The 22,742-nt window shown below is 35.7% G+C and carries 20 protein-coding genes; 4 read left to right on the top strand and 16 right to left on the bottom strand.

Annotated features, from left to right (window positions below; genetic code table 11):
- Positions 1–24: 24 nt before the first annotated feature.
- On the bottom strand, positions 25–1,311 hold the full coding sequence (locus AC1RNS_RS13655; RefSeq protein WP_492993384.1) for an MFS transporter: 1,287 nt from the start codon (positions 1,309–1,311) through the stop codon (positions 25–27).
- Positions 1,312–1,451: 140 nt separating this feature from the next.
- On the opposite strand from AC1RNS_RS13655, the gene AC1RNS_RS13650 reads away from it, so the two are divergent.
- The gene (locus AC1RNS_RS13650; protein WP_492993383.1) at positions 1,452–2,699 is read left to right on the top strand and encodes a helix-turn-helix domain-containing protein; all 1,248 of its coding nucleotides are present in this window, start codon (positions 1,452–1,454) and stop codon (positions 2,697–2,699) included.
- Positions 2,700–2,756: 57 nt separating this feature from the next.
- Here AC1RNS_RS13650 and AC1RNS_RS13645 read toward each other — a convergent pair whose 3' ends face one another.
- The 11 genes from AC1RNS_RS13645 to AC1RNS_RS13595 all read right to left on the bottom strand — a co-directional run bounded on the left by AC1RNS_RS13645 (position 2,757) and on the right by AC1RNS_RS13595 (position 13,003).
- Positions 2,757–3,401 carry an HAD family hydrolase gene (locus tag AC1RNS_RS13645; protein WP_492993381.1) on the bottom strand — a complete coding sequence of 215 codons (645 nt, stop codon included), beginning with the start codon at positions 3,399–3,401 and terminating at the stop codon, positions 2,757–2,759.
- A gap of 101 nt (positions 3,402–3,502) precedes the next feature.
- Positions 3,503–5,404 (bottom strand): endonuclease MutS2, encoded by a 1,902-nt coding sequence (locus AC1RNS_RS13640; RefSeq protein WP_492993379.1) that lies wholly within the window; start codon positions 5,402–5,404, stop codon positions 3,503–3,505.
- 564 nt (positions 5,405–5,968) lie between these two features.
- Positions 5,969–6,886 (bottom strand): EamA family transporter RarD, encoded by a 918-nt coding sequence (gene rarD / locus AC1RNS_RS13635; RefSeq protein ID WP_492993377.1) that lies wholly within the window; start codon positions 6,884–6,886, stop codon positions 5,969–5,971.
- 126 nt (positions 6,887–7,012) lie between these two features.
- Entirely contained in the window at positions 7,013–7,546 is a 534-nt protein-coding gene (locus AC1RNS_RS13630) for a hypothetical protein (protein WP_492993376.1), read from the bottom strand.
- A gap of 243 nt (positions 7,547–7,789) precedes the next feature.
- On the bottom strand, positions 7,790–8,959 hold the full coding sequence (locus tag AC1RNS_RS13625) for a toxic anion resistance protein (RefSeq protein ID WP_492993374.1): 1,170 nt from the start codon (positions 8,957–8,959) through the stop codon (positions 7,790–7,792).
- 62 nt (positions 8,960–9,021) lie between these two features.
- Positions 9,022–9,282, bottom strand: coding sequence for a hypothetical protein (locus tag AC1RNS_RS13620; RefSeq protein ID WP_492993372.1), 261 nt, complete (start codon positions 9,280–9,282; stop codon positions 9,022–9,024).
- Positions 9,283–9,418: 136 nt separating this feature from the next.
- On the bottom strand, positions 9,419–10,669 hold the full coding sequence (locus AC1RNS_RS13615) for an ABC transporter permease (RefSeq protein WP_492993371.1): 1,251 nt from the start codon (positions 10,667–10,669) through the stop codon (positions 9,419–9,421).
- Positions 10,647–11,552 (bottom strand): ABC transporter ATP-binding protein, encoded by a 906-nt coding sequence (locus AC1RNS_RS13610; RefSeq protein WP_492993369.1) that lies wholly within the window; start codon positions 11,550–11,552, stop codon positions 10,647–10,649. Before AC1RNS_RS13610 ends, AC1RNS_RS13615 begins: the two co-directional genes overlap by 23 nt.
- 51 nt (positions 11,553–11,603) lie before the next feature.
- Positions 11,604–12,134: a DUF2812 domain-containing protein gene (locus tag AC1RNS_RS13605; RefSeq protein WP_492993367.1), complete on the bottom strand. Its 531-nt coding sequence runs from the start codon at positions 12,132–12,134 to the stop codon at positions 11,604–11,606.
- Between the two features lie 16 nt (positions 12,135–12,150).
- On the bottom strand, positions 12,151–12,696 hold the full coding sequence (locus tag AC1RNS_RS13600; protein ID WP_492993365.1) for a DUF2812 domain-containing protein: 546 nt from the start codon (positions 12,694–12,696) through the stop codon (positions 12,151–12,153).
- Positions 12,680–13,003: a PadR family transcriptional regulator gene (locus tag AC1RNS_RS13595; RefSeq protein ID WP_283871835.1), complete on the bottom strand. Its 324-nt coding sequence runs from the start codon at positions 13,001–13,003 to the stop codon at positions 12,680–12,682. The genes AC1RNS_RS13600 and AC1RNS_RS13595 overlap by 17 nt, the downstream gene beginning before the upstream one ends.
- A 499-nt stretch (positions 13,004–13,502) precedes the next feature.
- Between AC1RNS_RS13595 and AC1RNS_RS13590 the strand changes: the two genes are divergently transcribed.
- The gene (locus AC1RNS_RS13590; RefSeq protein ID WP_492993363.1) at positions 13,503–14,084 is read left to right on the top strand and encodes a TetR/AcrR family transcriptional regulator; all 582 of its coding nucleotides are present in this window, start codon (positions 13,503–13,505) and stop codon (positions 14,082–14,084) included.
- A gap of 54 nt (positions 14,085–14,138) precedes the next feature.
- The gene (locus AC1RNS_RS13585) at positions 14,139–15,338 is read left to right on the top strand and encodes a YhgE/Pip domain-containing protein (RefSeq protein WP_492993362.1); all 1,200 of its coding nucleotides are present in this window, start codon (positions 14,139–14,141) and stop codon (positions 15,336–15,338) included.
- Between the two features lie 53 nt (positions 15,339–15,391).
- Here AC1RNS_RS13585 and AC1RNS_RS13580 read toward each other — a convergent pair whose 3' ends face one another.
- Positions 15,392–18,370, bottom strand: a complete 2,979-nt coding sequence (locus tag AC1RNS_RS13580) for an S-layer homology domain-containing protein (protein WP_492993361.1) — start codon at positions 18,368–18,370, stop codon at positions 15,392–15,394.
- Between the two features lie 246 nt (positions 18,371–18,616).
- A complete protein-coding gene (locus AC1RNS_RS13575) occupies positions 18,617–19,183 on the bottom strand; it encodes a TetR/AcrR family transcriptional regulator (RefSeq protein ID WP_492993360.1) in 567 nt (188 codons plus the stop codon).
- Positions 19,184–19,384: 201 nt separating this feature from the next.
- On the opposite strand from AC1RNS_RS13575, the gene AC1RNS_RS13570 reads away from it, so the two are divergent.
- Positions 19,385–20,143: an SDR family oxidoreductase gene (locus AC1RNS_RS13570; RefSeq protein WP_492993359.1), complete on the top strand. Its 759-nt coding sequence runs from the start codon at positions 19,385–19,387 to the stop codon at positions 20,141–20,143.
- A gap of 77 nt (positions 20,144–20,220) precedes the next feature.
- Here the strand turns inward: AC1RNS_RS13570 and AC1RNS_RS13565 are convergent, their stop codons facing one another.
- Both AC1RNS_RS13565 and brnQ read right to left on the bottom strand, forming a co-directional pair.
- A complete protein-coding gene (locus AC1RNS_RS13565; protein WP_492993357.1) occupies positions 20,221–20,982 on the bottom strand; it encodes a metallophosphoesterase family protein in 762 nt (253 codons plus the stop codon).
- 220 nt (positions 20,983–21,202) lie between these two features.
- Complete coding sequence (gene brnQ, locus AC1RNS_RS13560) at positions 21,203–22,552, bottom strand: branched-chain amino acid transport system II carrier protein (RefSeq protein WP_492993356.1); 1,350 nt, start codon at positions 22,550–22,552, stop codon at positions 21,203–21,205.
- Between the last annotated feature and the right edge of the window lie 190 nt (positions 22,553–22,742).

Genomic DNA, 22,742 nt, shown 5'->3' with positions numbered 1-22,742 from the left:
GTTTTTTTGTATATAAAAGCCTTATTAATTTGTGACTCCCTCAGTGACAATTTCTTTATTATAAAATTCTGGGTGTGCTTCTTTTAAGACAGAAGTACGAAGCAAAACCAATGTAATCGTTACAATAATTGCACTAGTAGAGAGTAAAATAGCCGTTGCTGGTAATGTATCGTACAAAATGCCGTACACCATCATACCAATTGGCATCATCGACATCGCCATCGTTTCCATTAATCCAAATACACGCCCTCGATACTCTTCTGCTATTAGCTTTTGCATATAAACACCAATAGGCATGTTAATACCCATTTCAAAGATTGCAAAAATAAAATAAATCACAATATAAAAAATCACAATCGTTAAATACGATAATTTCATCAATAACGGAAATACAGCCAAGCTCAAACTACTTGCTAGCAGTAATAAGCTGATTTTAGAAAAACGTAGCGGTACTTTAACCTCTGCCCTTGTCGCAAAATAAATGGAAGCAATAAGCATACCAAAAGCACCGGAAGCTTCGATAAAGCCAAAATGTGTAGATTTTACTTTTAGTAATTCAATAATAATGTAAGTCCCTCCAACAACAATGGCAGAAAAGAATAAATTAATCCATAATGACATCCACATTACAGTTTTAATAACCTTTTGCTGCTTAATATAGCGAAAGCCACTAGTAAGCCCTTCCCAAATCTTTTCCTTTTTCACATCTTCTTCTCTAGTACTATAAAGATTAAAGTTCATCGTTGCTTCCAAGAGAAAAGCAATTGAATAGGCAATCATATTGACAATTAAAAATATTTTCATTGAGAAAAACCCATACATCATTCCCCCGATTACTGGTCCCCCAATTGCAGCAACAGATACCGATAATTGGTTGAATGACATGGCACGCTGTAACCGCTCTGGATTGACCAATGTTGCGATAGCAGATGAGAATGTTACACCTGAAAAAGCGGAGCATATCGCAGTAAAAACTGTTGCTACATAAATAGCATAGACCGACATCCCTACTGTTTCTGTATAGAGCAGTAAGCCCCCTACTGTTACAATCGTTCCTGCTTGTGCAAGTAGAATTGTACGTTTTTTCGAGTAATTATCAGCTACATGACCAGCTAAAGGTGCAACAAGTGCTCGCGGTAATACTGAACAAATCATGTTGGTCGCAAAGCTTGTTGCAGACCCCGTCATGGCTAAGATATACAAACTAATCCCAAAGGATAGCACATTTGTCCCTAGCATCGCCATTAATTTACTGGCTGTAAATGTCCACAAATGATAGGTCCCCTTTTTATATTTTGCCGCTTCATCCATCCTAAATCCCTCCAAATTTTTAACAATATTTAAAAGTTTAATTTTATTAAACAAAATATAGCACAACTTCTACTTTTCACGCAAGAAAAAGTTTAATATAATTAAACTAAGGACATGTTATGAATAAAGGAGGCGAGGAAGTGAACTCTTTAGGCACTCGTATTCGCAATTTAAGGAAAGAACGAAAATTAACATTAGAGGTACTTGCTGGTGATCGCCTAACAAAAGGTATGCTAAGTCAAATTGAAAATGATAAGGCTAATCCCTCGATGGAAAGTCTTGAATATATCGCGGAGCGTTTAGGGGTAAAAGCAAGTGAACTACTTGAAGAAATAGCACCTTCTACGATACGACATCTTCTAGAGCAGGTGGAAATTTTCTATGCAGAAATACAGCTTGATGATAAAAAAAACCTACAGCAAACCATAGAAATGATTAAGCCTTATGTAGAAGAGCTCCCACTTAGCTATGAAGCAGGTCGTTTACTTTATATTTACGCGGTAGCACAATATCTTTCAGGCATAACGACATGGGAGTCGCCACTCAAACGTGCACGCTTTATGTTTAAAGAAATTAATTTACTGAGTCATTGGTTCGAAACCTATGTATTACAGTCAGCTGTATTTATGGAAGGTCGAAACTATAAAATGGCTTATTCTTGCATCTTACAGGCTAAGGAAGAGGCTGAGCAAGAAAATTATCAACTAGATTCACGGGATGCTGGGAAAATGGCTTATTATATTAGCATTTTTCAATTAGCCATCGGAGAACATGAAGCAGGGAAACAACTCGTTAAAGAATCAATTGCCAATGCACATAAAAACCAATTTTATTATTATATTGATGATATGTATCGTATTGCAGCGTTTTGTGCAATGGTTGACAATGATTTCGAGCAAGCAGAGCATTTGATTACGAAGCTAGAGCAGTATCGTGTTTTTGTGGAGCAAGCGGATGTGGATGCTTTTATCTTCACATTACGAGCACATTATTATAACAATTACGCCTATGATTATGAAAAGGCACTAGAGGAGATAGAGCGTTTTCGTCCACTTATGGATATAGGCGCAATTAAATTTGATAAAAACTTATATTATTGTGAAAAAGGTAAATCCTTATATTTGCTAGGTCGGTATGAAGAGGCTAAAGAAGCTTTTGAACATTTTACAAACATTCCTTCATTCATCCTACATCCATTTGACATTTTAGGCTTTAATGAATGCTTCTCTTATAAGGCACTCTGTTATGCACATTTTGGTGAGTTAACAACAGCCTACGAAATTGCAAAAATGGCCTATATGGATTCACAGGATTTAATCGATCTTCCATATAAGCAAAAAATTGAAGAAACCTATAATACCATTAAGGCACAGATTGACACTGTGTAATGAAAATGACCTATTGTCAACAAATAACAATAGGTCATTTTTATATTGTTTCATCAATTACTCATTTAAACTTAGTAAATTTGAAACTTTATGTATACAAAAAGTTGGTGATTCTGTTAATAGAAGCTCTTCTGAATGGCTCCCCCAGGTTACAGCACAGGTCCTACAACCAGCTGATTTCCCCATCTGGATATCAAAAATAGCATCACTAATCATAATACTATCTTCAATGTCTATTTGATAACGTTCAACTAGTTTTAAAATACCATCTGGGTGAGGCTTATAATTTTCCACTTGATCTGAACCGATGTAATCTTTAAAAAATTGAGCGATTTTAAGTGTCTGTAGATTTCTTAAAAGCACATCTGTTTTTTTGCTTGAGACAACAAAGCATTGTTTTCCTTGACAATTGAGTTCTTTCAATACATTCATCATATCAGGGAAAAGGACTAGTGAGTCATTTTCAAATCTTTTATATTCCTGTCGAAAGGTATCAAGTAACCTCTCGAACTTTATATCGTCTATTTGTTTGGATAACATTTGTTTAAAAGACTGTTCAATGGGAATACCCATATAATATTCAATATCTTCTATACTTGGAATCTCAAGATCTAGTATTTGAAATGCTTCTTTTGTTGCGAGAATACTGCATTGTTTTGAGTCAGCTATTGTTCCATCAAAATCAAAAATATATGACTTCATATTTTTTCACCCTTCTGCTCTTAATAATCATTATTTTACAAATCATACCATGAAATAAAAGGGGAGAGAAAAGGAAATTTCCCTCCACCCTACCATAATCCTTACCCCTTATCTCTTCTCATTTCCTTCTGAATCTTGCGTAGAGCTTTTTTCGAACCACGCTCAATATCATGCTGAAGCTTGCGTTCTTTATAGTTCACAAATAATGTCTCCAAATCGTATTCTTCAGGGTATAGTTCAGTTGAAGGTAGCTCTAATTCCAAACGCTTGATATTTACCTCCATAAACTGTTCCTTATAAAACACAACAACATTAAAATAATTATCCATTTCTTTGTAGAAAAGACCAACATCTTCATAATCTAATAATTTCACTCGATCTCCTTTGGAAAATTTATAAGTCGCTTTAGTACTCCCTTTCCCTATTTTGGGTCTTCTAATTTTACTGTCATGAATCCGTTCTAGCTGGTAATCCTTATTGTCCAAATAGTCCTTCGCTCGTTGTAATACTGTTTTACGAATATTCATTTTCTGCGAAATCCAAAGTGCATTACTTTCCCCAGAGGCACCAATCATTAATTGATACAACGGCTCTAATGTTTTACTATTAAAACGCATTGCCGCATTCATAAAGTCGCTGTGCATTTCAGAAAAACGTTTTATTTCACCATAATGGGTTGTGGCAACTGTTATACAGCCCATATAATAGAACTCCTCTAAAATAGATATAGCTAATGCTGCTCCTTCGTTTGGTTCCGTTCCACTACCGATTTCATCAAAAAGTAATAATGTATGATTATTTGATGCCATCATAATGTCCGAAAGATTTTTCATATGAGATGAAAATGTACTAAGGGCATTTTCAATACTTTGATTATCACCAATATCTACAAAGATTTTATCAAATACAGCCATTTCGGTTCCTTTTTCGGCTACAATATGAAAGCCTGACATGGTTGCCAATGTTAAAAGACCAATCGTCTTGAGGACAACCGTTTTTCCACCAGCATTAGGTCCTGTAATAATTAAACTCCGATAGTCTTGACCGATTTCAAACGTTAATGGAACCGCATTGCCTGTTAATAAAGGATGCTTACCATTGATTAATTTGATAAAGCCAAAATCATTCAAGCTTGGCTCGATGCCTCCTACTTTCTTGCTATACTTAGCTTTAGCAAAAACCATATCATACTGACTGATCAACTCCATATTAATCGTGATCTCTCGTATATTTTCCATCAGAAGTCCAGATAATGAGGCTAAAATCTGATATTCCTCTATAGCTTCCTCTGCTTTCAGGGTCGCCAATTCTACATTTAATTTTGCGACTGCGCTTGGTTCTATAAAAACTGTAGCACCCTTCGATGAAATCTCTACTACCGTTCCTTGAACATGATTTTTATAGGAGGCCTTGATGGGAATTGTATAACGATCATCCTTTTTACTAATAAAGAATTCTTGTATATAGGTTTTATTAGCACTGCTATTTAAAAATTTCGTTAAGCGCTCTTTAATTTTCTCCTCTGTTGCTTCAATATGATTTCGAATCCGCTTTAGTTCTCGACTAGCTGCTGAATCTACGCGATTAGCCTTAATCGCAAAATTAATTTCCTCTTCTATACTTTTAAATTCAGCCATTGACAAGGCATAGGATGCAAGAATTGGTGCAAAAAATTCCTTCTCCAACATAAAGTTTTTAATTTTGCGACATCCGCGTAAAAAATCTGACATGCTTATTAATTCATTTGGGTCTAAAATTACTCCTTTTTCAAGCTTCTTGATGATACTTTCAATATTGGATACGCCTAAAAACGGAATATGCCCTTTTGCATCTAAAATGATCCGTGCCTCAGTCGTTTCATTCAACCGATTTCGAACAACAGATATATTGGAACTTGGCTCTAATTTATCTAATAACTGTTTACCTAATCCACTCACACAGTAGCATTTCACATTTTCCTTCAATTCATTGTATTGTAACTTCTCAAGAGTAGTATAATTCATTGTTAATTGCTCCTCACTATGATTTTCTAGAATCATTCATGAAGATACCTATTCATTAGATAGCAATGATTTATATATAAATAAAACAATCATGAGTTTCTGACTCTCAACCCAATCATGAAATAGTTTTTTTCACAGAAAAAAGCCGTGGGGATACCACAGCTTTCACATTACAAAGGCATATGTAATAAGCATCCTGAAAAAGACCTCATCAACATGAAGTTAGTCAGAGCATTACACGCTTTATAAAGTATTGTAGGTATCTTCATAGGTTTGGAAATAAAAGCATGACTAAATAAAGGGTCCTTTTTTACTATAAATCCCTGTCATCGTCAATCATTTTATTTCGATGTAATTATTCCTATTTAGAACCTACTACACTCACAAAAAGCACCTCTCAATAAATATCATTGTTATCTAATTTGTCATTATCTTACTATATACAGTAAAAAAAGTAAAGGTGCTTTTACCTACAGCTAAAAATAAGGAGAAATGCTCTCTGCTAACAGACTTTTTTGAAATAGGAATTCAAATAGTAACAAATAAAAAACCTGTAGAAAATTTCTACAAGTTCTTGTAAGCAGATTTATGATGAGCTTTCCTCGTTTCAATGATTTTCGAGCCAGAAAACAGTAGTAAGGCTGCCCATATAATACTGAATGCGATTAGCTCTACCTGACTAAAAGGCTCTTTATATAACACAACCCCCAAAATTAATACAATAGTCGGGGAGACGTATTGAATAAAGCCTAGTAAATAAAGCGGAATATTTTGTGCACCTTTTGCAAATAAAATTAAAGGTATAGCTGTCACCAAACCACTAACAATCATCAGGATGTTTGTTTTTACATCGACGTGTAAGAATGAGGCTTGCTGTGTTGTGAACAGATAGACGTAATAGCCTAATGCAATCGGTAAAATAAATAATGTCTCTATAGCTAGGCCTCTTGTGGCATCGAGTGTAATTTTCTTTTTCAATACACCGTAAATGGCAAAGGATAATGCAATAAGCAACGCCACCCATGGAACGGAGCCATAGTTAATCGTTAAAATTATGACTGCAATAAAGGCAATTCCTGTAGCTACCCATTGTGCACGGTTAAGTGTCTCTTTAAAGAAGATGACCCCAAAAATAACTGAAAGCAGTGGATTAATATAATAGCCTAAGCTTGTCTCAATTAAATGGTTATTTGTAACCGCCCAAATATATAGATACCAGTTCATAGATATCACAAAGGAAGCTCCCGCCAGCTGCCAGAAATGCTTTTGATGTGACCATAAATATTTTAAATCTGCAAGAAGATCCTTTCGCATGCCAAACAGGAATACTGCTATTACCGTAAAGGCAAAGGACCAAATGACACGTGATAATAAAATTTCCATACTCGGCACATGCTCAAGTAATTTCCAATATAGAGGAAAGGCACCCCAGAAGACATAAGCCAAGAACGCTGCCAAAACCCCTTTTTTTTCATTCGACATTGCCTCTAACTCTCCTACTCTTGTTGAAGTCGATTATGACTTTGCGTAATTCTTAAAGAATAGACTAATTATAGGACTTTGCTAGAGAACTGTAAATGCTGAATTTACTTCCCACCTATATGGATGCTAAGCTTTATCTTCAGATTCAAGCTCAGAAATATATTTACGCACCATACTATAGCTAATATCTGGATTAATTTGTCGTTTAATTCGAATATGGATTTCCTTAATGCCTACACCCTGCTCTCTCATATCACGAATCATGGATTTGAGTGGACCTGAAAGTGACTCCCTCGACAATGCAGTGTATTTACTTAATTCAATTAGTAGCTCGGTATTTTGTCTGCGAAGCTCCTTCAGCTCGTCAACTGCACAATTATATTCCGTCAACTTTTTTTGTAATACCGCATTTTGCTGCTTTAATTTTTGTACTTCCTCCAATAGCTGTATATTTTGTTTTTTTAACAGTTTTCGCTCCTGCTCTAAAATATGATGTTTCTCATCTACATCTATATGCATGGCATGATACAGCTCTTCTATATGCATTAATCCCTGATAGCGATTTCGTGGTACGAGTATAAGCGTTTCTGTCGTATTAACAGCAAGTGCTCCATCTTTTAATGTTTCACAAGACAATCTAGTTGCATTCATTTTACTCATTATCGTTTCATCACTCCACTACTAAAATATTCGTGTAATGGTATTGCTTTAATAATCATCTATCCGCGCCCTTCTCATTTGATAATCATTCTCATTTATCTAATCATAATCATTATTTTCTTTTTTGTCAAAGACAAATCCATAGATATTTTCCAATAGATAAATAGACAAGGGATTTAATCATTCACTTTTAATATCCTACGCAAAGAAAAGCTTCTTGCAGTTGTGCAAGAAGCTTTCTGGTTACATTTTTTTCAGTTTTTCATATTCAAGCTGCAGGCGTTCTATACGTTTACGGCCTTCCTCACGATTTCTCGCTGTCTCCGCTTGAATTTGCTTCGTTTCTTGAATACCCGCCATAATCGTTTGCCATGTCGTTTCAATTGTTTCGATTTTTATGCTTGGGCTACCTGCAACACGTGCGATATTCACACTATTTTTACTAATATTCTCTGCATTGCGTACTAGCATTTCATTTGTACGACGGTCCAGCTCACTCATTGAATCTGAAATAAGCTTTTGGCGTTTTAATGTTACAGCATGTATAAGTCCTTGCTTAAAAATAGGTATAGTTGTAACAAATGCAGAATTAATTTTAGCAATTAAATGGTTATTCCCCTGCTGCATCAATCGTATTTGTGGAGCAGATTGGAATGAAACTTGCTGTGCCATTTCTAAATCGTAACGACGTTGCTCTAGCAAATCCACAGCACGAAGCAATGTTTCATATTCCATGGCTGCCAATTGATCGCCAGTTTGAGCTTTTTGTTCAAGCGCTGGTAATGATGCACGTACTTCATCAGTTCTTACCTCAATTGCTGCAACAAACTTACTCAACGTTTGGAAGTAGTCTAAATTTTGATCATATAGATTCTCGAGATCAACCGTATTACGTTTCATCTCAACTTCATACTTTTGAATCTCACGATAGATTACATCAACTTCCTTATTCATGCTGTCATATTTGGATAGGAATTTTTCTAATTGTTCCTTTCCTTTCGTGAATAGCCTTGTTAGGAAGCCTCCCTTTTTGTCCTCTGCAAAATCTTGAGGATCAAATTTATCCATAATTCGATTTAAGTTATTTAATAATACACTTGATTCCTCAAGTTTACTCGTTTTCATTGTTGCTAACATTTTATCTGAAAAAGTAGAAATGCCATTCGCTGTTTCTTTTCCAAGCTCTAGCATAGCAATTTGGTCTTTTACATCAATTTTTCGTGCTAATGCATGAACCTCAGGATCTTGCTTTAACGCCAACTGATTTTGAGCAATTTGAGAAAGCTCCTGCTCAGAAACAAGTACTGGTTTTTGCTCTTGTTCCACCTTTACTAATGGATTAGGCTGTAATAAAGGATTTTCTGATGCGAATGGATCTTTCGATTTTAATAGGTCGTTGTTGAATTCAGACATATTGTTTTACCCCCTGCGATTTATCTTCTAATATTTACGATTACATAACGAAAAAGTTTCATTTACTCAAGCATTGCAAAAAATGAGTTAGTCAATCTATAGGAACCCTCTGAGTGCTCTAGTTGAAATCTATAATTTGTAGGGTTAGAAATATCGACAAAAACCTGCAATTGCTCACGATTATTCAAGATTGAGACTAAATCATCACTCTTAGGTGCTTGTTGCTCAAGCTTGACAAAAAACAGTTCCTTCTCTTCTTGTGATGCTACACGATAATTAGAGTTTTGTTTTAATCTAGCATCGATTTGTGCTTGCGATAACACAGCCTCAACCCCTTTCATAAATTATAGCCTGTTTTACGAGGAAATTCGACAGAATACGTTAAATATTTGACATTGTTTTCTAGGTTTTACATGTACGAACTAAAAAAGCAGCTACAATCCATAGCTGCTCCATCATTTATGTTGTCACTTTTAACACAGTTTTAATTTTTTGAATCACGCCACCCGAGCTATAAGTTAAGACACTACGTTTATAGAAGGAAAGGCTAAATAAATAAGCGACAATAATCGTTGCTACTAAAATGCCTAATGATAAAAGTGGTACCATCACCCCTATATCAGTAGCCCCAATGCGCATCGGCATAACCATGCCAGATGTAAATGGAATATAGGAGAATATCTTAATAATAAGCGTGTCTGGATTGCCGATACCTGATAGCATTACATAGAAGCCGATTAATGTAATCATCATTGCAGGCATTAATACTTGACCCGCTTCCTCGACTTTTGAAACTAATGAACCGAATAGTGCCCCTACAATTAAATAGAGGATAATTGTCAAGAGTAGGAAAAGTATTGCATAAATAACGTATCCCAGTGACAATTCCTTCACAATGCTTGTAGCAGCATCCCAAATAACACCGTTCTTCACAAATTTAGCATACACAAGGAATACCACTGCAATAATTCCCATTTGTGTTAAAGCTAATAACAGCACTCCAGCAATTTTTGCTTTAAAATGGGTAGCTGGTTTGACACTTACTAAAAGCATCTCCATTGCCCGAGAGCCTTTTTCTGAGGCAATCTCTGTTGTAATCATAGATAAGAATGTGGAAATAAAGAAATAAATTAAAATACCAACTGCATAGGACACCCAAAGTCCTGATTGCTTTTCCTCTTCACTCTTACCACCAGTAGACTCTTCATTTAAATTTTTATTGGAGATAATTGTTTGGGCACTCATAATTTGTGCTGCTTGCTCAGAAGTTAATGATAACTGTTGAACAGCATAATGCTGACCCGCATATTGCAGTAACGAAGATATAGTTGTTTGATCATTTAGTTTTAAAGGTGTATATGTAGCAATTTCAGCATGCAGTTGACCCTTCTGATCTGTAATTTTAACAATTGCATCAAGCTTTTCATCCTTGACCTTTTTCTCTAGCTTTGAGAGATTGGTTTCATTCTGTATAAATTCTATATCACCATTTGAAACAAAAAGTCCACTTAAATCGGCAGTTGTTTCATTCACAATGGCTATTTGCTTTGCCTGATCATTACCTGTAAATAACTCCTTTATATCCGACCAAAAAATTGCAACGGACATACCGAGTATATAAAGACATGTCATTAAAATAAAAGACTTTGATTTTAATTTTGATCTATATAGTTGTTTCATTAATAAATTAAACTTCGACAATGTTGCCACCTACCTTATCCTTAAAGATCTCATCTAACGATAAGTAATCTAAGCTAAATTTCTCAATATATTTGCCATTTGAAAGCTGTTGGAAAATGCTTTGTGCAAAGCTCTCGTCCTTCAAAGTCAGCACTGTTTGCTCTTTCTCAACACGTACATCTTTAACGCCTTCAAGTGTCAGTAACTGCGTAGTAGACCAATCTGTACGCACAGCCAATTTGATTTTTCCATATTGTTTCTTCAAATCTAGCAAGCTACCTGAAAAAAGAGAGACTCCACGTTTTAATAAACAAAGGTGATCACATAGCTCCTCTACATTATCCATTTGGTGACTAGAGAACAAAATCGTTGTACCCTGTTCTTTTAAAAGTAATATGGCATCTTTCAACAAATCTTTATTGACCGGGTCAAGACCGCTGAATGGCTCATCTAAAATTAAGAACTGTGGCTTATGAATAAAACTCGCAATCAGCTGTACTTTTTGCTGATTCCCCTTCGATAATGTTTCTGCCTTATCTCTCCTTTTTTCCTCAAGCTCAAATCGGCTAATCCAAAAATCAATATCTCTCTTTAACTCCTCTTTCTTCATTCCACGAAGCTCACCGAAAAAGTATAATTGATCCTCAACCTTCATTGTTGGGAATATACCTCGTTCTTCTGGTAAATAACCAAGAACATCACGGTTGATAGCATTCACAGGTTTACCATCCCACGTAATCGTCCCTTCCGTTGTTTCCTGCAAATCCAAAATCATACGGAAAGTCGTTGTTTTACCTGCTCCATTTTGTCCGATTAACCCAAAAATCTCTCCTTTTTCAATCGTGAAATTAAGATCATCTACTGCTGTAAAATCCTTATATTTCTTTGTGACATGCTGTAATTGTAATGTCATTCTTTTTCCTCCCTATTAGTCTATGTAATTCTTGTAGCACTCCGTCTTCCTCTAATCCTCATAAATATGAGTAAGCAATTTTAATTTCTTTTTACGTTTGTGATTTCTAAATATCTCGATTATTAATAAGGAAATTAAAAAGACATTAAATAAGCAAATCCATGGGAATGCTTGGTTAAATTGATGTATAAGCATAAAAGGTAAAATATTTACCATCACTGCAAAGGCATTTATTAGACATACCCAGATAAACAATGTATTAATTCGAGATAAATATTTTATTTTTTCTGATTTCCCGGAAAATATTTCGAATGGCCCCTCTTCTTTCCTTTTTCTAAAGTACGCCCATACCCCAAATGAATATACATGTTTAATATTCATTGTATCTAAAAAATCATAGTAATCTTTTTTTCGTTTTAACACCATTTCATTGCGATAAATGTATTCGTCAGATTTGCTATATTCAAAGAGAAAAACGAATGGCCAAAACTTTTTTAAGTGCCAGCCTTGTTCTGCCATGTTATTAACCCATTGTTCTTCTCGTTCATGATCAATAAAAAAACGAAATTTAAATATTTTCACAGAGTTAACCTCCTCTCTAATCTGTAAACACATCCAGTTCCTTCTTCAAATTTTTACGCACTCGCATAAGTTTAAAAATTGGTCCCACTAATAACATAACAATAAGAATATTAGTACTATTCAGTAGTAATTTCAGCAAATCTGTATGCTGTCCTTTGAAAATACTAATAAGCCCTGTTAAACCCACAAACAAATTCAGTAGGAGAATCAATAACAACAGCGTAATTTTTTTGGACAAATTACTGATTTTAGTTTTTTTATCAGAATAAAGTTCAAAGGGTCCTTCATGAGCAGGCTTTCTAAAGAAAACAAAGTTTCCAGAACGGTCTACTTGTTCTATTCCAGATGATTTGAGAAAGTCTAGGTACTCATCTTCATAGGAAGTACCAAATCGCTCCAATTCATCATGGCGATAAATATAGCTACCTGGTTCATCTTGCTCAAATGTAAAACGAATCCAAGTAAATTTTTTCAAATGCCATCCTTGACTAGCCATCTCATTAACTCTTTTTTCAATAACATACGGATTCATCACTAACCAATACTTATGCAAAGTTCCCATCCTCCTTCGTTATACGGATACCATTGTCAAAAAGTTCCCTTAATCTTAAAATTTCATAGTGCACAACTTCTTTTCCACTCTCAGTTATTACATATTCCTTTTTTCGTCCATCATCTTCTAGTGCTTCAATCCATCCTCGTTCCAATAAGGTTTTTATCGCACCATAAATCGTTCCAGCTCCAAGCCGCACACGACCATTGCTCATTTCCTCTACCAATTGCATAATCCCATACCCATGCCTCGCGTCAAATAAAGCTAATAAAATATAATAAACGCCTTCTGTTAATGGCGGATGCTCTTGTGTCATACAAATCCCCCCTATATCGCACAACAATATATCGACCTACGATATAATAAAATATATCAGCAGACGATATAGTTGTCAATGTTATTTCATTCATTTAAAAAGCAGTTATTAGGGTCTGTGGGGAACCTGGTTCAGCTTCACAGTATAGGTTATGTATGTTAATTTGAGCGTTTCTTCTGACTTAAGGTAGATTTCGAGTCTACCTGTACATTATTTCCTGTTAGCTAAGCGGTTCTGTTGTTAACCGAGCATTTTTTGGTTCTATCTGAGCGGTTCTCTTCGGCAACCGAGCACTTTCCAGTTCTACCTGAGCGATTCTTACTGTCAACCGAGCACTTTCCGGTTCTGCCTGAGCGGTTATCTTCGGCACCCGAGCATTTTCCGGCTCTACCTGAGCGGTTCTCCCATCACCCGAGCATTTTTATTTCTATTTTTATTGCATACAAAATTACACTATGCTAGCATGTAAGTAATCACTTGCATGAAAGGAAGTAATTTTTTGTCAACAAAAGGGACTGCTGATCGAATTATTGAAGCTGCATTACATCTTGTCAGTGAAAAAGGTTATACCGCAGCAACAACAAAAGCTATAGCTGAATTAGCTGAGGTTAATGAGGTAACCATTTTTCGCCATTTTGGTAGCAAGCAGGGCATTTTAAAAGCCATCATTGAAAAGTTTTCCTACTATCCTCTGATGCAGCAGGAGCTTACTACAAATGTGACATGGGATTTGGAAAGTGATTTATTGAATTTTTCCCTAAAGCACTTTCATTTTTTAATGTCCATCAAAGACTTTGTCATGATTGGCTTTAAGGAAGGGATGCAATTTCCTGAAATTAATGAAGAAATTGCGAATATCCCGCTCCTTATTAAAAATGAGCTTGTTCATTATTTAAAGGAGATGCATCAAAGAGAAAAGATTAGAGAAATCAATTTTGAAGCAGCTGCACTATCATTAATCGCTATGAATTTTGGACATTTTATGTCACGTGCACGCTTAGGAACAATTGTTTCAGAGATGCCAACGGAAGAATTGCTACAGACAAGTATTTCTATTTTTTCTAGGGGACTCGTTTCCTAGAAAAAATTTTTCCACTCAATGCAAGTAAGTACTTACTTATTTAGGAGGTCTATAATGAAAGGTTTACAAGCTTTATTTCGTATAAAAGAAACATATATTGGTATAGTTGCTACCATAGCTTTTCAACTTATCTTTTTTTCAGTTTGGATGACTGCCTATGATGGTGTAAATGAGAGAGCTGAAAATCTAAAAATTGGCGTTTTCAGTGAGGATCATGAGATGGGCCAAGAGGTAGCAAATGGACTAAAAACATCACTTCCATTTGTCATTGAGGAATTTACTTCAATAAAGCAGGCTGAAGAAGCGTTGAATAAACGTCATATTCAAATGATAATGCATATACCTAAAAACTTTACTGCACAAATTCAGACGGGAAATGAAGCGGAAATTACTTATTCAATCAATCAAGCCAGTGCAAGTATGGTGAAAAGTATGATGGAAAGTACCGCCAAACAGCTGACAGAGGAAATCAATCATAATATTTTTCCATTAAAACAAGAGAAATCGATTGAAATGTTTTCCCAAAAATTCAACCAGTTTCCGTTAGAACAAAACATGGCACTACAAATTACAGCTGCGGTTGAAGCTACAATTATGCAAGTAAAAGATCGTTCAATTAATGGCACAATCATTAAAACAAATAATGCAGAAGGATTTGCAGCCAACTTTGTTCCACTAATGGTCATCATCTCATCATTTGTTGGGGCGATGGTAATGATTATGCAGCATCAGCAGGCAGCACAACTAGTACAAACTATCGTTTCAAAATGGCAACTGTTCCTAGCAAGGCAAATCTTAAATATTGGTGTAGCTTTTGTCTTACCCCTGCTAACAATAGGATTAATGCATCTCTTTACTATTGCAAGTGAAGAAAGCTTTCTAACTATCTATCTCTTTCAGGCATTAATGTTCTGGGCATTCCTATGTCTTGCACAAGTTTTTGTCATGATTTTTGGCAATTTAGGTATGGTTTTTAATATTTGTGCCCTTTCACTACAGCTTGTAACATCAGGTGTGCTTGTACCAAAAACCATGCTTTCTGATTTTTATAATAAGCTTGCATCCATTCTTCCAGCTACTTATGGAGCAGATGGCTATTACACCATTATTTTTGGCGGAAGTGCTGAAAATCTTCAGCAAAACAGTGGTGCATTAGGAATCATTATTGCTGTCACATTGATCATTTCCTCTATAGCCGTTGCTCTTAAGAAAGCAAAAAATAATGAGGAAATATCATCTTCTACTGTTCAATAAAAAAATGGTAAAAATCCGCTTTAAAAAATTCGCGGATTTTTACCTTTAAAATATTAATCTCTTGCTTCATGCTCCAGTGCTGCTTCTTGAATTTCATAGAATGCCCAGTGTTCTGGTGTTATATCTTTAAATTTGTTCTCAACCGTCAGTTGAATGGGTCCTCTTTCAAAGAGATGATTTAAGACCTTAACAGCCTGTGCTCGTGTTAATTTTTGTTCAGGACGAAATGTTCCATCTCCCATCCCAGTCATAATCCCTATTTGAGAGATACGTTTAATAGAATCAGCAGCCCAATGCTTCTCTGAGACATCAGTAAACTCTTTTGCTTTATTCATAGACTTGCAGTAGCTAGCTTGTTCCAAACTATTTAGACAATGTTTATCTATCCAACGCATTGCAATTACAGCCATTTGGGCACGTGTAATAGTCCCATTAGGTGTAAATGTATTGTCAGTAGTACCTGTCATTAGCCCTAAATCTCGAACATATTCAATTTCATCATATGCCCACACCTGCTGAATATCTCGATAGCTGATTGTATGCGCCACAGGAACTTCATTTTGAGTTAAATGGCGTGCTAACATAGCTGCCATTTGCTGGCGTGAAATTGCTAGGTTAGGTCGGAAAGTGCCGTCACTATATCCCTGTATATATGGAAAATGTATAGCTTTCTCCTCTTTAGACATATCCTCTTCGACAACATCAATAGTTTTCCCTGGTTCTTCTATAGAAAGAATGGTAAACATTGAGAAATGGTTAACATCAAATTCAATCCCTTTAAATGTTTCATCAAATTGTGTGATTCGACCATGAACAAGCTCTTTGGTACCATTACTATGCTCAATAAAAATAGCTAAATGCTCTATTTGTGCTTGTGTTAGATTAGCTGGTAGTGGGAGTACAAGTGTAACAGGACGACTTTGCATATTGGTTTCAATGGTAAGCGGGCGTCCTAGCACCTCAACAGTTGTATTTTTTCCTGCAACTATTTGTCTAATCTTTTCTTCCTGCTTCATACGATTTTCAATATCACTTTTTTCACTAGCAGTTTTTACAGGCACCAAACGGAAGTATAAATTATCTGTAACAGAACTTAACGATGCATGTGGTATCATTATTGTCCCATTTACTGTACGGATTGAAATACCTGTATTTAATGAAGCAAGTGATAAGCTTGGAATTTCAATCATTGTTTCAGCAACCTCATCTTTTTCATCGGGTATAATAATATAGGCAAAGTTATTTGGCATCTCAGTTACTTTTCCTGATACTTCTTTAGCACTTTCTGGTGTAATCGTTATTTTATCCTTCACTTGACCATTAGATTCGGTAGTTCTGGACATGACAGTATTAGATATCCTTTTCCCCTCTTTTGCCAGTACATCTATAATGATTTCCTTTTTTACTGAGGTCATTGGAGGTTCTATAGGTAATGATGGATAGTACCCTGAAGATGGATTAGATGGAGCCTTCACTACTTGTGCTATATTAAATGTCATATCCACCATATTCTTCGACTTGATTGTAATTGATGCATAATAATTGCCTACGGATAATCCATTCTTTGCCTTAATTGAAAATGTTGTAGCGGGATGATCCTTATCTAGTTTTGTTAACAGGGGTTGAGTTAATTCAAAGCTATCCGCATTTGTTCCACTAAGCACTACGCTTATATTTTCTAAATCTGCTGTACCAGAACGTCTAATGGAGATAGTTTTTACCTCCTGCGTACCACTTCTATAATCAGATAACAGCTCACTTAATATTTGATTATTAATAGATTCAATAGAGAAAGTTGGCTCTTCTATCCATTTTGCATATAACGTTCGATTTTCAGTAACTATATCTGTATTAAAATTCCAAGCTTCCTGCAATAAACTATCCTTATACCAACCATCGAAAATATAACCATGCCTTGTTGGAGAACTAGGTCTATAAATCTTTGTGTTATTTGGGACATTCTCATAATCTACTACTTGGCTGCCACCCTGTGAATCGAATTTGACCGTGAAAAAAAGAGCTGTAAATTTTTGAATTCTACTATTCCCAAAATCAGCAACATAGACATTTCCCATGCTATCAATTGTAACTCCTGTTGGGTAGCTAAACTCTCCTAGCTCACTTCCTTCACTACCATCCGCTTTCCCCCACATACTCCATTCATTCGTTGAGATAGCTAGTTTTTGAATACGGTTATTGTTACTGTCTGCTACATATACATTTCCTTGGTCATCAACCTCCAGATTAAATGGTTCACTAAATTCCCCTAGTTCGTCACTCGAACCTCCGCTTGTTTTTTTCCATTCACTCCATTCATATGTATCGAATCCTGCTCCATTTTCACTACTATTTTTTATAATCTTTACTTTTTGAATACGGTGATTTTCAGTATCTGCCACATAAATATTTCCCTCGTGATCAACTGCTATTCCAGCAGGCTGATTAAATTCACCTAAATTACTTCCAGTTAAAGGGAGGTTTTTAGCATTGACCTTCCCCCATACTGTCCATTGACCCGTAAGTAAATCAAATTTTTGAATACGTTGATTTGTTGTATCAGCTACATAAACATTACCTTGACGATCTACTGTAACACCACTAGGATTATGAAATTCACCTGGATTGATTCCTGAGGCATTATCCAATACGTTTGGGCCTTGATATTCTTTCCCCCATTTACTCCATACGCCTGTCACTACATCTAGCTTTTGAATGCGATGATTTAATTTATCTGCCACATAAATATTTCCTTGACTATCAACAGCTACATCAGCCGGATAATTAAATTCCCCGAGAGCACTCCCCTCTTTACCATCACTCTTACCCCAATAACTCCATACACCTGATGCAATATCTAGCTTTTGTATACGATTATTATAAGAATCAGCAACATAAATATTCCCCTGTGAATCTGCTGTAACGCTATTAGGATAACCAAATTCCCCTAGTTCGCCTCCTTCTTTTCCAAGCTGAATCCATTCATTGGCAGCTAGTACATGACTTGAGAACATTGTTAATGAAGACAGTAACACAACTACACTCCAAATAAGTATCCTCTTTAGGTATTGATCCATGGCTCTCCTATTTCTACTCCCTTCTTTTTCATTTACGCCCCAGCGAAATTACGTCTGGATTTTTTCGAGTTCTCTCAAAAAGCTCCCCATGACATACGCTAGAGGCTATCATGATTTATTATAGAAGGACATTATCTCAAAAAACTCTCAAACTAAAACGCCTGCCGTCTAACAGGGACAACAGGCTGAGCATAGTGATATTTCTTAATGGCCAAATCGTAAAATAACTGCTAGTTGTTTATTTAATGTGTTGACACTATCTGTAAAATCCTGACGATACCATTGAATAATAAGACCTATGATTGCATTTGCCTGATATGCACTGTAATACTCAATAGCTATTTCGTCTGGTAACTTATGCTGAGCTGTAATGTCCCTCTTTAAAAGAGAATAAATTCCATCAAACAGCATGTAATAGTAGGTTAATGGTACATTTTTTGAAAAAACTATGCGGTAAAAAATTTTAAAGCGCTCAATATGATGAAAAATTCGTATGGTATTTGGGTCTAATTGATTCTTATCTAATGTCGTAACTGCACGGTATGGCTCCTCATAGGACTTATATAAATCCTCCATAATTTCCTGAAAATATTCCTCAAATAATCCTTCCTTCTGTTCATAATGCAAATAAAAGGTTCCCCTATTCACGTTTGCAACTCGGCAAAGTTCAGCAATTGAAATGTTTTCGAGTGGTTTTTCACTCAATAAAGTCATTAAGGCATTGTGCAGCGCTTGCTTTGTTTTGATAACTCTTAAATCATTCACCTTCAAATTTTCTCCCCCTTATTCAACATTTTTTTTATATGTGTTCATTACTAGACAGTTCTTTCGATTTTGCTTATTGAAATCGCTTACAAAAATATTATATTATTTTAATAAACACATGTTCAATATCTAACTTTATATATTAGAGAAAAGTTCATAAATGCTTGAGCATTCTCTAAAAAACCACATATATAGGAGGTCCTTAAGATGAGATTAGAAGGTAAAGTAGCTATCGTAACAGGTGCCGCATCAGGTATGGGGAAAGCAATTGCAGAGGGTTATGCTAAAGAAGGCGCAAAAGTTGTTGTTTCTGACTTAAATTTAGAGGGTGCACAAGCAGTAGTTGATGGTATTCAAGCAGCTGGTGGATCTGCAATTGCGGTACAAACAAATGTTGCATCAACAGATGACTTAAAACGTTTATTTGATGAAACAAAAAAGGCTTATGGACAATTAGATATTTTAGTAAATAATGCTGGTATTATGGATGGTATGGAGCCTGTGGGTGAAATATCTGATGAACGCTGGGATAAAGTATTTGCTGTGAACACTACAGCCGTTATGCGCTCCATGCGTATGGCAACAGAGATTTTCTTAGCACAGGGACATGGTGTATTTGTCAACAATATTTCTGCTGGCGGTCTCTACGGGGCTCGTGCAGGTGCTGCTTATACTGCATCTAAACATGCTGTCGTTGGATTAACAAAAAATACAGCGTTTATGTATGCAGATAAAAACATTCGCTGTAACGGTATTGCACCAGGCGCGGTAATGACCAATATTGCCACTACTATGACAAATATGAGTGAGGTTGGTGCTGCTCGCCAAGGACTTGGTTTGGCCATTAATCCACGGGCTGGACAACCAGAGGAAATTGCACAGCTTGCTATTTTCCTTGGTTCTGATGAGGCGAGCTTTGTTAACGGACAAGTCATCGCTGTTGATGGTGGCTGGACAGCTTATTAAAAAAATTTAGAAAGACACAACTCAATCCAAAATAGGTTGAGTTGTGTCCTTTTGGTATGATGAATAAACGAATATGTTCATACGTCTATCGTAAAGCTACGAATTTTTGCAGGCAAATGCTCTGTAGGATAACCGACTGCGTTAATATAAAATTTCCATTCAGCACGTTCATAAACGCTTTGCTCGTGACAATGCCCGAAAATATAGTAAGTTGCTTGCAAATTGAAAGGATGAACATAGCAATATGCATGTCCATAAATGCCATGGCTTTTAATAAAAATGGGTGGCACATGTGTAATACACAAATCAATATGCTTCATTTGCCTAAAACCTTTTTTCTCTGCTAAATGCTCCAGTCGAATATCAAAATCCTGTATAAGTTCTGAATCATTCATGCGCCTTTTGAAAAATTGAATCTCAGCATAGTCCTCCAATGCATACCAATTAGTTGCACCAGCAAATATTTTCCCTTCTATTGCAATCGTATTGTAACGTTCTAATAGATGAATATATTGCTCATGTTTTAATAAATGTTTTAGTTCGTCTACACGTTTTTGACTACTTTGCCCATACAAATGCTCCTGCTTTGAGATAACATAATAATCATGATTACCAAGCACCCATATCACATGTGGGTAATGCTGTGCAAAATACGTTAACATCTTGACGCTTTGCTGGTTGTAATGCGACAAATCCCCCGCAATAACGAGCACATTTCCTAAGATTTCTGGTAACATGGAAGCTAAAAATGCTGTTGTTGTTTCATAAAGTATTTGAGGATCTTCACTATATGGTATATGAAAATCCAAATGCAAATCAGAAATATAATCTATTTTCATAGTGCCCCCCTTTTAGTGATATATTATACAAGGTAAAAGCACATCATTTTCCTATATAAAATATAACTCTGCTTATTTTTTAGATTTCATTTTTACTACTTAGACAGTTACCATTAAAATAAATCGAAAAAACATTTTGCATTACTGCTTATATGGGGCCCAATAAGAAAAAGACACACGTTAGGATAAATAATTCATCCTAAATGTGTCTTACTATACATTAGTTAATACTTTTAACTTTTTTTGAAGGGAATATATAGCCTATGAAGGCACCTAGCAGAGCCGGCAACATCCATCCCAAGCCAATATCATAAAAAGGTAAAAAATCTGAATATAGCTGTTCTACTGCTTCAAATAGACCAAGTTTTACTGCTGGTATACTTGTTGCTAATGCTCGATAACCATCGATAAGACTAATGAAAAAAGTGAAGAACATGGCGATTAAATAGACTGTCTGCTTATTTTTAAATAACGAAGAGCTAAGTGCTAGTAAAACTAAGACAATCGCAAGTGGATATAAGAACATCAGCACAGGGACTGCGTATTGAATAATATTCGTTAAACCAAAGTTAGCGATTGTAAATGATACTAAACACAGTATGAACACAAACCATTTATAACTGATTTTCGGGGAAACTTCGTGAAAAAACTCACTACAGGATGTAATTAAGCCGATACTAGTCTTTAAGCAAGCAAGGACAATAATGATTGCTAATAAAATAGCTCCAAATGAGCCAAAATAGTGATCGGCAACTGCTGCAAAAATTAAACCACCATTCTCGTATGGACCAACCGCTTCCATACTAGATGTCCCCATATACGTGATAAGACCGTATATGAGCATCATTAATGCCATCGCAAAGATTCCTGAAGTCCACGTGGCCTTCGCAATTTCCTTTCGATCCGTAATTCCTGCACTTTTGATGGCATTAATTACAACAACCCCAAAAGCTAATGACGCTAAGACATCCATTGTGTTGTAGCCTTCTTTAAAGCCTGTCATAAATGCTGCATCTATATAGTCACCAACTGGCTGCTGAAAATGCCCCATCGGCTTTACAATACTTGTAATAATTAAAATAAATAACACAATTAAAAAAGCTGGTGTTAAATATTTACCGATATAATCCATAATCTTTGCTGGATTTAATGAGAAGTAATACACGATGGCAAAAAATACAAAGCTAAATAATGCTAGTAGCAGTGCTGTATGCTGCTCTTGAATATATGGTTCAAAGCCAACGACAAACGGTACTGTTGCTGTACGTGGTATGGCAAAAAATGGACCGATTGTTAAATATAGCGCCAATGAAAAGATTACCCCAAATAAAGGATGGACACGACTCGCTAAATCACGTAATCCGTTACTGCCTGATAAACCAATAGCTAGTATACCGAGAAACGGTAAACCGATAGCTGTTACTAAAAAGCCTATTAATCCAAACCAAAAATTAGTGCCTGCTAATTGACCAAGCTGGATTGGAAAAATAAGATTCCCTGCTCCAAAATACAGTCCGAAAAGCATTGTACCGATGACTGCATAGGTTGAGAAAGGTATTTTCTGTTGCATTTTTGATGTACTCCTTAGATGTAATTGACGATAGCAAATTATTTTAATCGAATGATTTTTCACTACAATTCAATCATAGTATCAGGCATTTATTATAAAAACAATAGTTTTTTCGTTTATTCTTATTCATCCTGCATAAACGGGCACATGGGAGCTTACGACAAGGTGAAAACTACTCGTAAAAGTACAA

The sequence above is a fragment of the Lysinibacillus sp. GW821-FHT14F06 genome, from assembly GCF_058803665.1.
This window is presented reverse-complemented; position numbering and strand designations above follow the sequence as displayed.

Coding starts and splice junctions, on each gene's coding strand:
- AC1RNS_RS13610 (WP_492993369.1), bottom strand. CDS start 11,552: ATGACATTACAATTACAGCATGTCACAAAGAAATATAAGGATTTTACA.
- AC1RNS_RS13645 (WP_492993381.1), bottom strand. CDS start 3,401: ATGAAGTCATATATTTTTGATTTTGATGGAACAATAGCTGACTCAAAA.
- AC1RNS_RS13570 (WP_492993359.1), top strand. CDS start 19,385: ATGAGATTAGAAGGTAAAGTAGCTATCGTAACAGGTGCCGCATCAGGT.
- AC1RNS_RS13595 (WP_283871835.1), bottom strand. CDS start 13,003: ATGACACAAGAGCATCCGCCATTAACAGAAGGCGTTTATTATATTTTA.
- AC1RNS_RS13625 (WP_492993374.1), bottom strand. CDS start 8,959: ATGTCTGAATTCAACAACGACCTATTAAAATCGAAAGATCCATTCGCA.
- rarD (WP_492993377.1), bottom strand. CDS start 6,886: ATGTCGAATGAAAAAAAAGGGGTTTTGGCAGCGTTCTTGGCTTATGTC.
- AC1RNS_RS13640 (WP_492993379.1), bottom strand. CDS start 5,404: ATGAATTATACTACTCTTGAGAAGTTACAATACAATGAATTGAAGGAA.
- AC1RNS_RS13655 (WP_492993384.1), bottom strand. CDS start 1,311: ATGGATGAAGCGGCAAAATATAAAAAGGGGACCTATCATTTGTGGACA.
- AC1RNS_RS13585 (WP_492993362.1), top strand. CDS start 14,139: ATGAAAGGTTTACAAGCTTTATTTCGTATAAAAGAAACATATATTGGT.
- AC1RNS_RS13600 (WP_492993365.1), bottom strand. CDS start 12,696: ATGGGAACTTTGCATAAGTATTGGTTAGTGATGAATCCGTATGTTATT.
- AC1RNS_RS13630 (WP_492993376.1), bottom strand. CDS start 7,546: ATGAGTAAAATGAATGCAACTAGATTGTCTTGTGAAACATTAAAAGAT.
- AC1RNS_RS13565 (WP_492993357.1), bottom strand. CDS start 20,982: ATGAAAATAGATTATATTTCTGATTTGCATTTGGATTTTCATATACCA.
- brnQ (WP_492993356.1), bottom strand. CDS start 22,552: ATGCAACAGAAAATACCTTTCTCAACCTATGCAGTCATCGGTACAATG.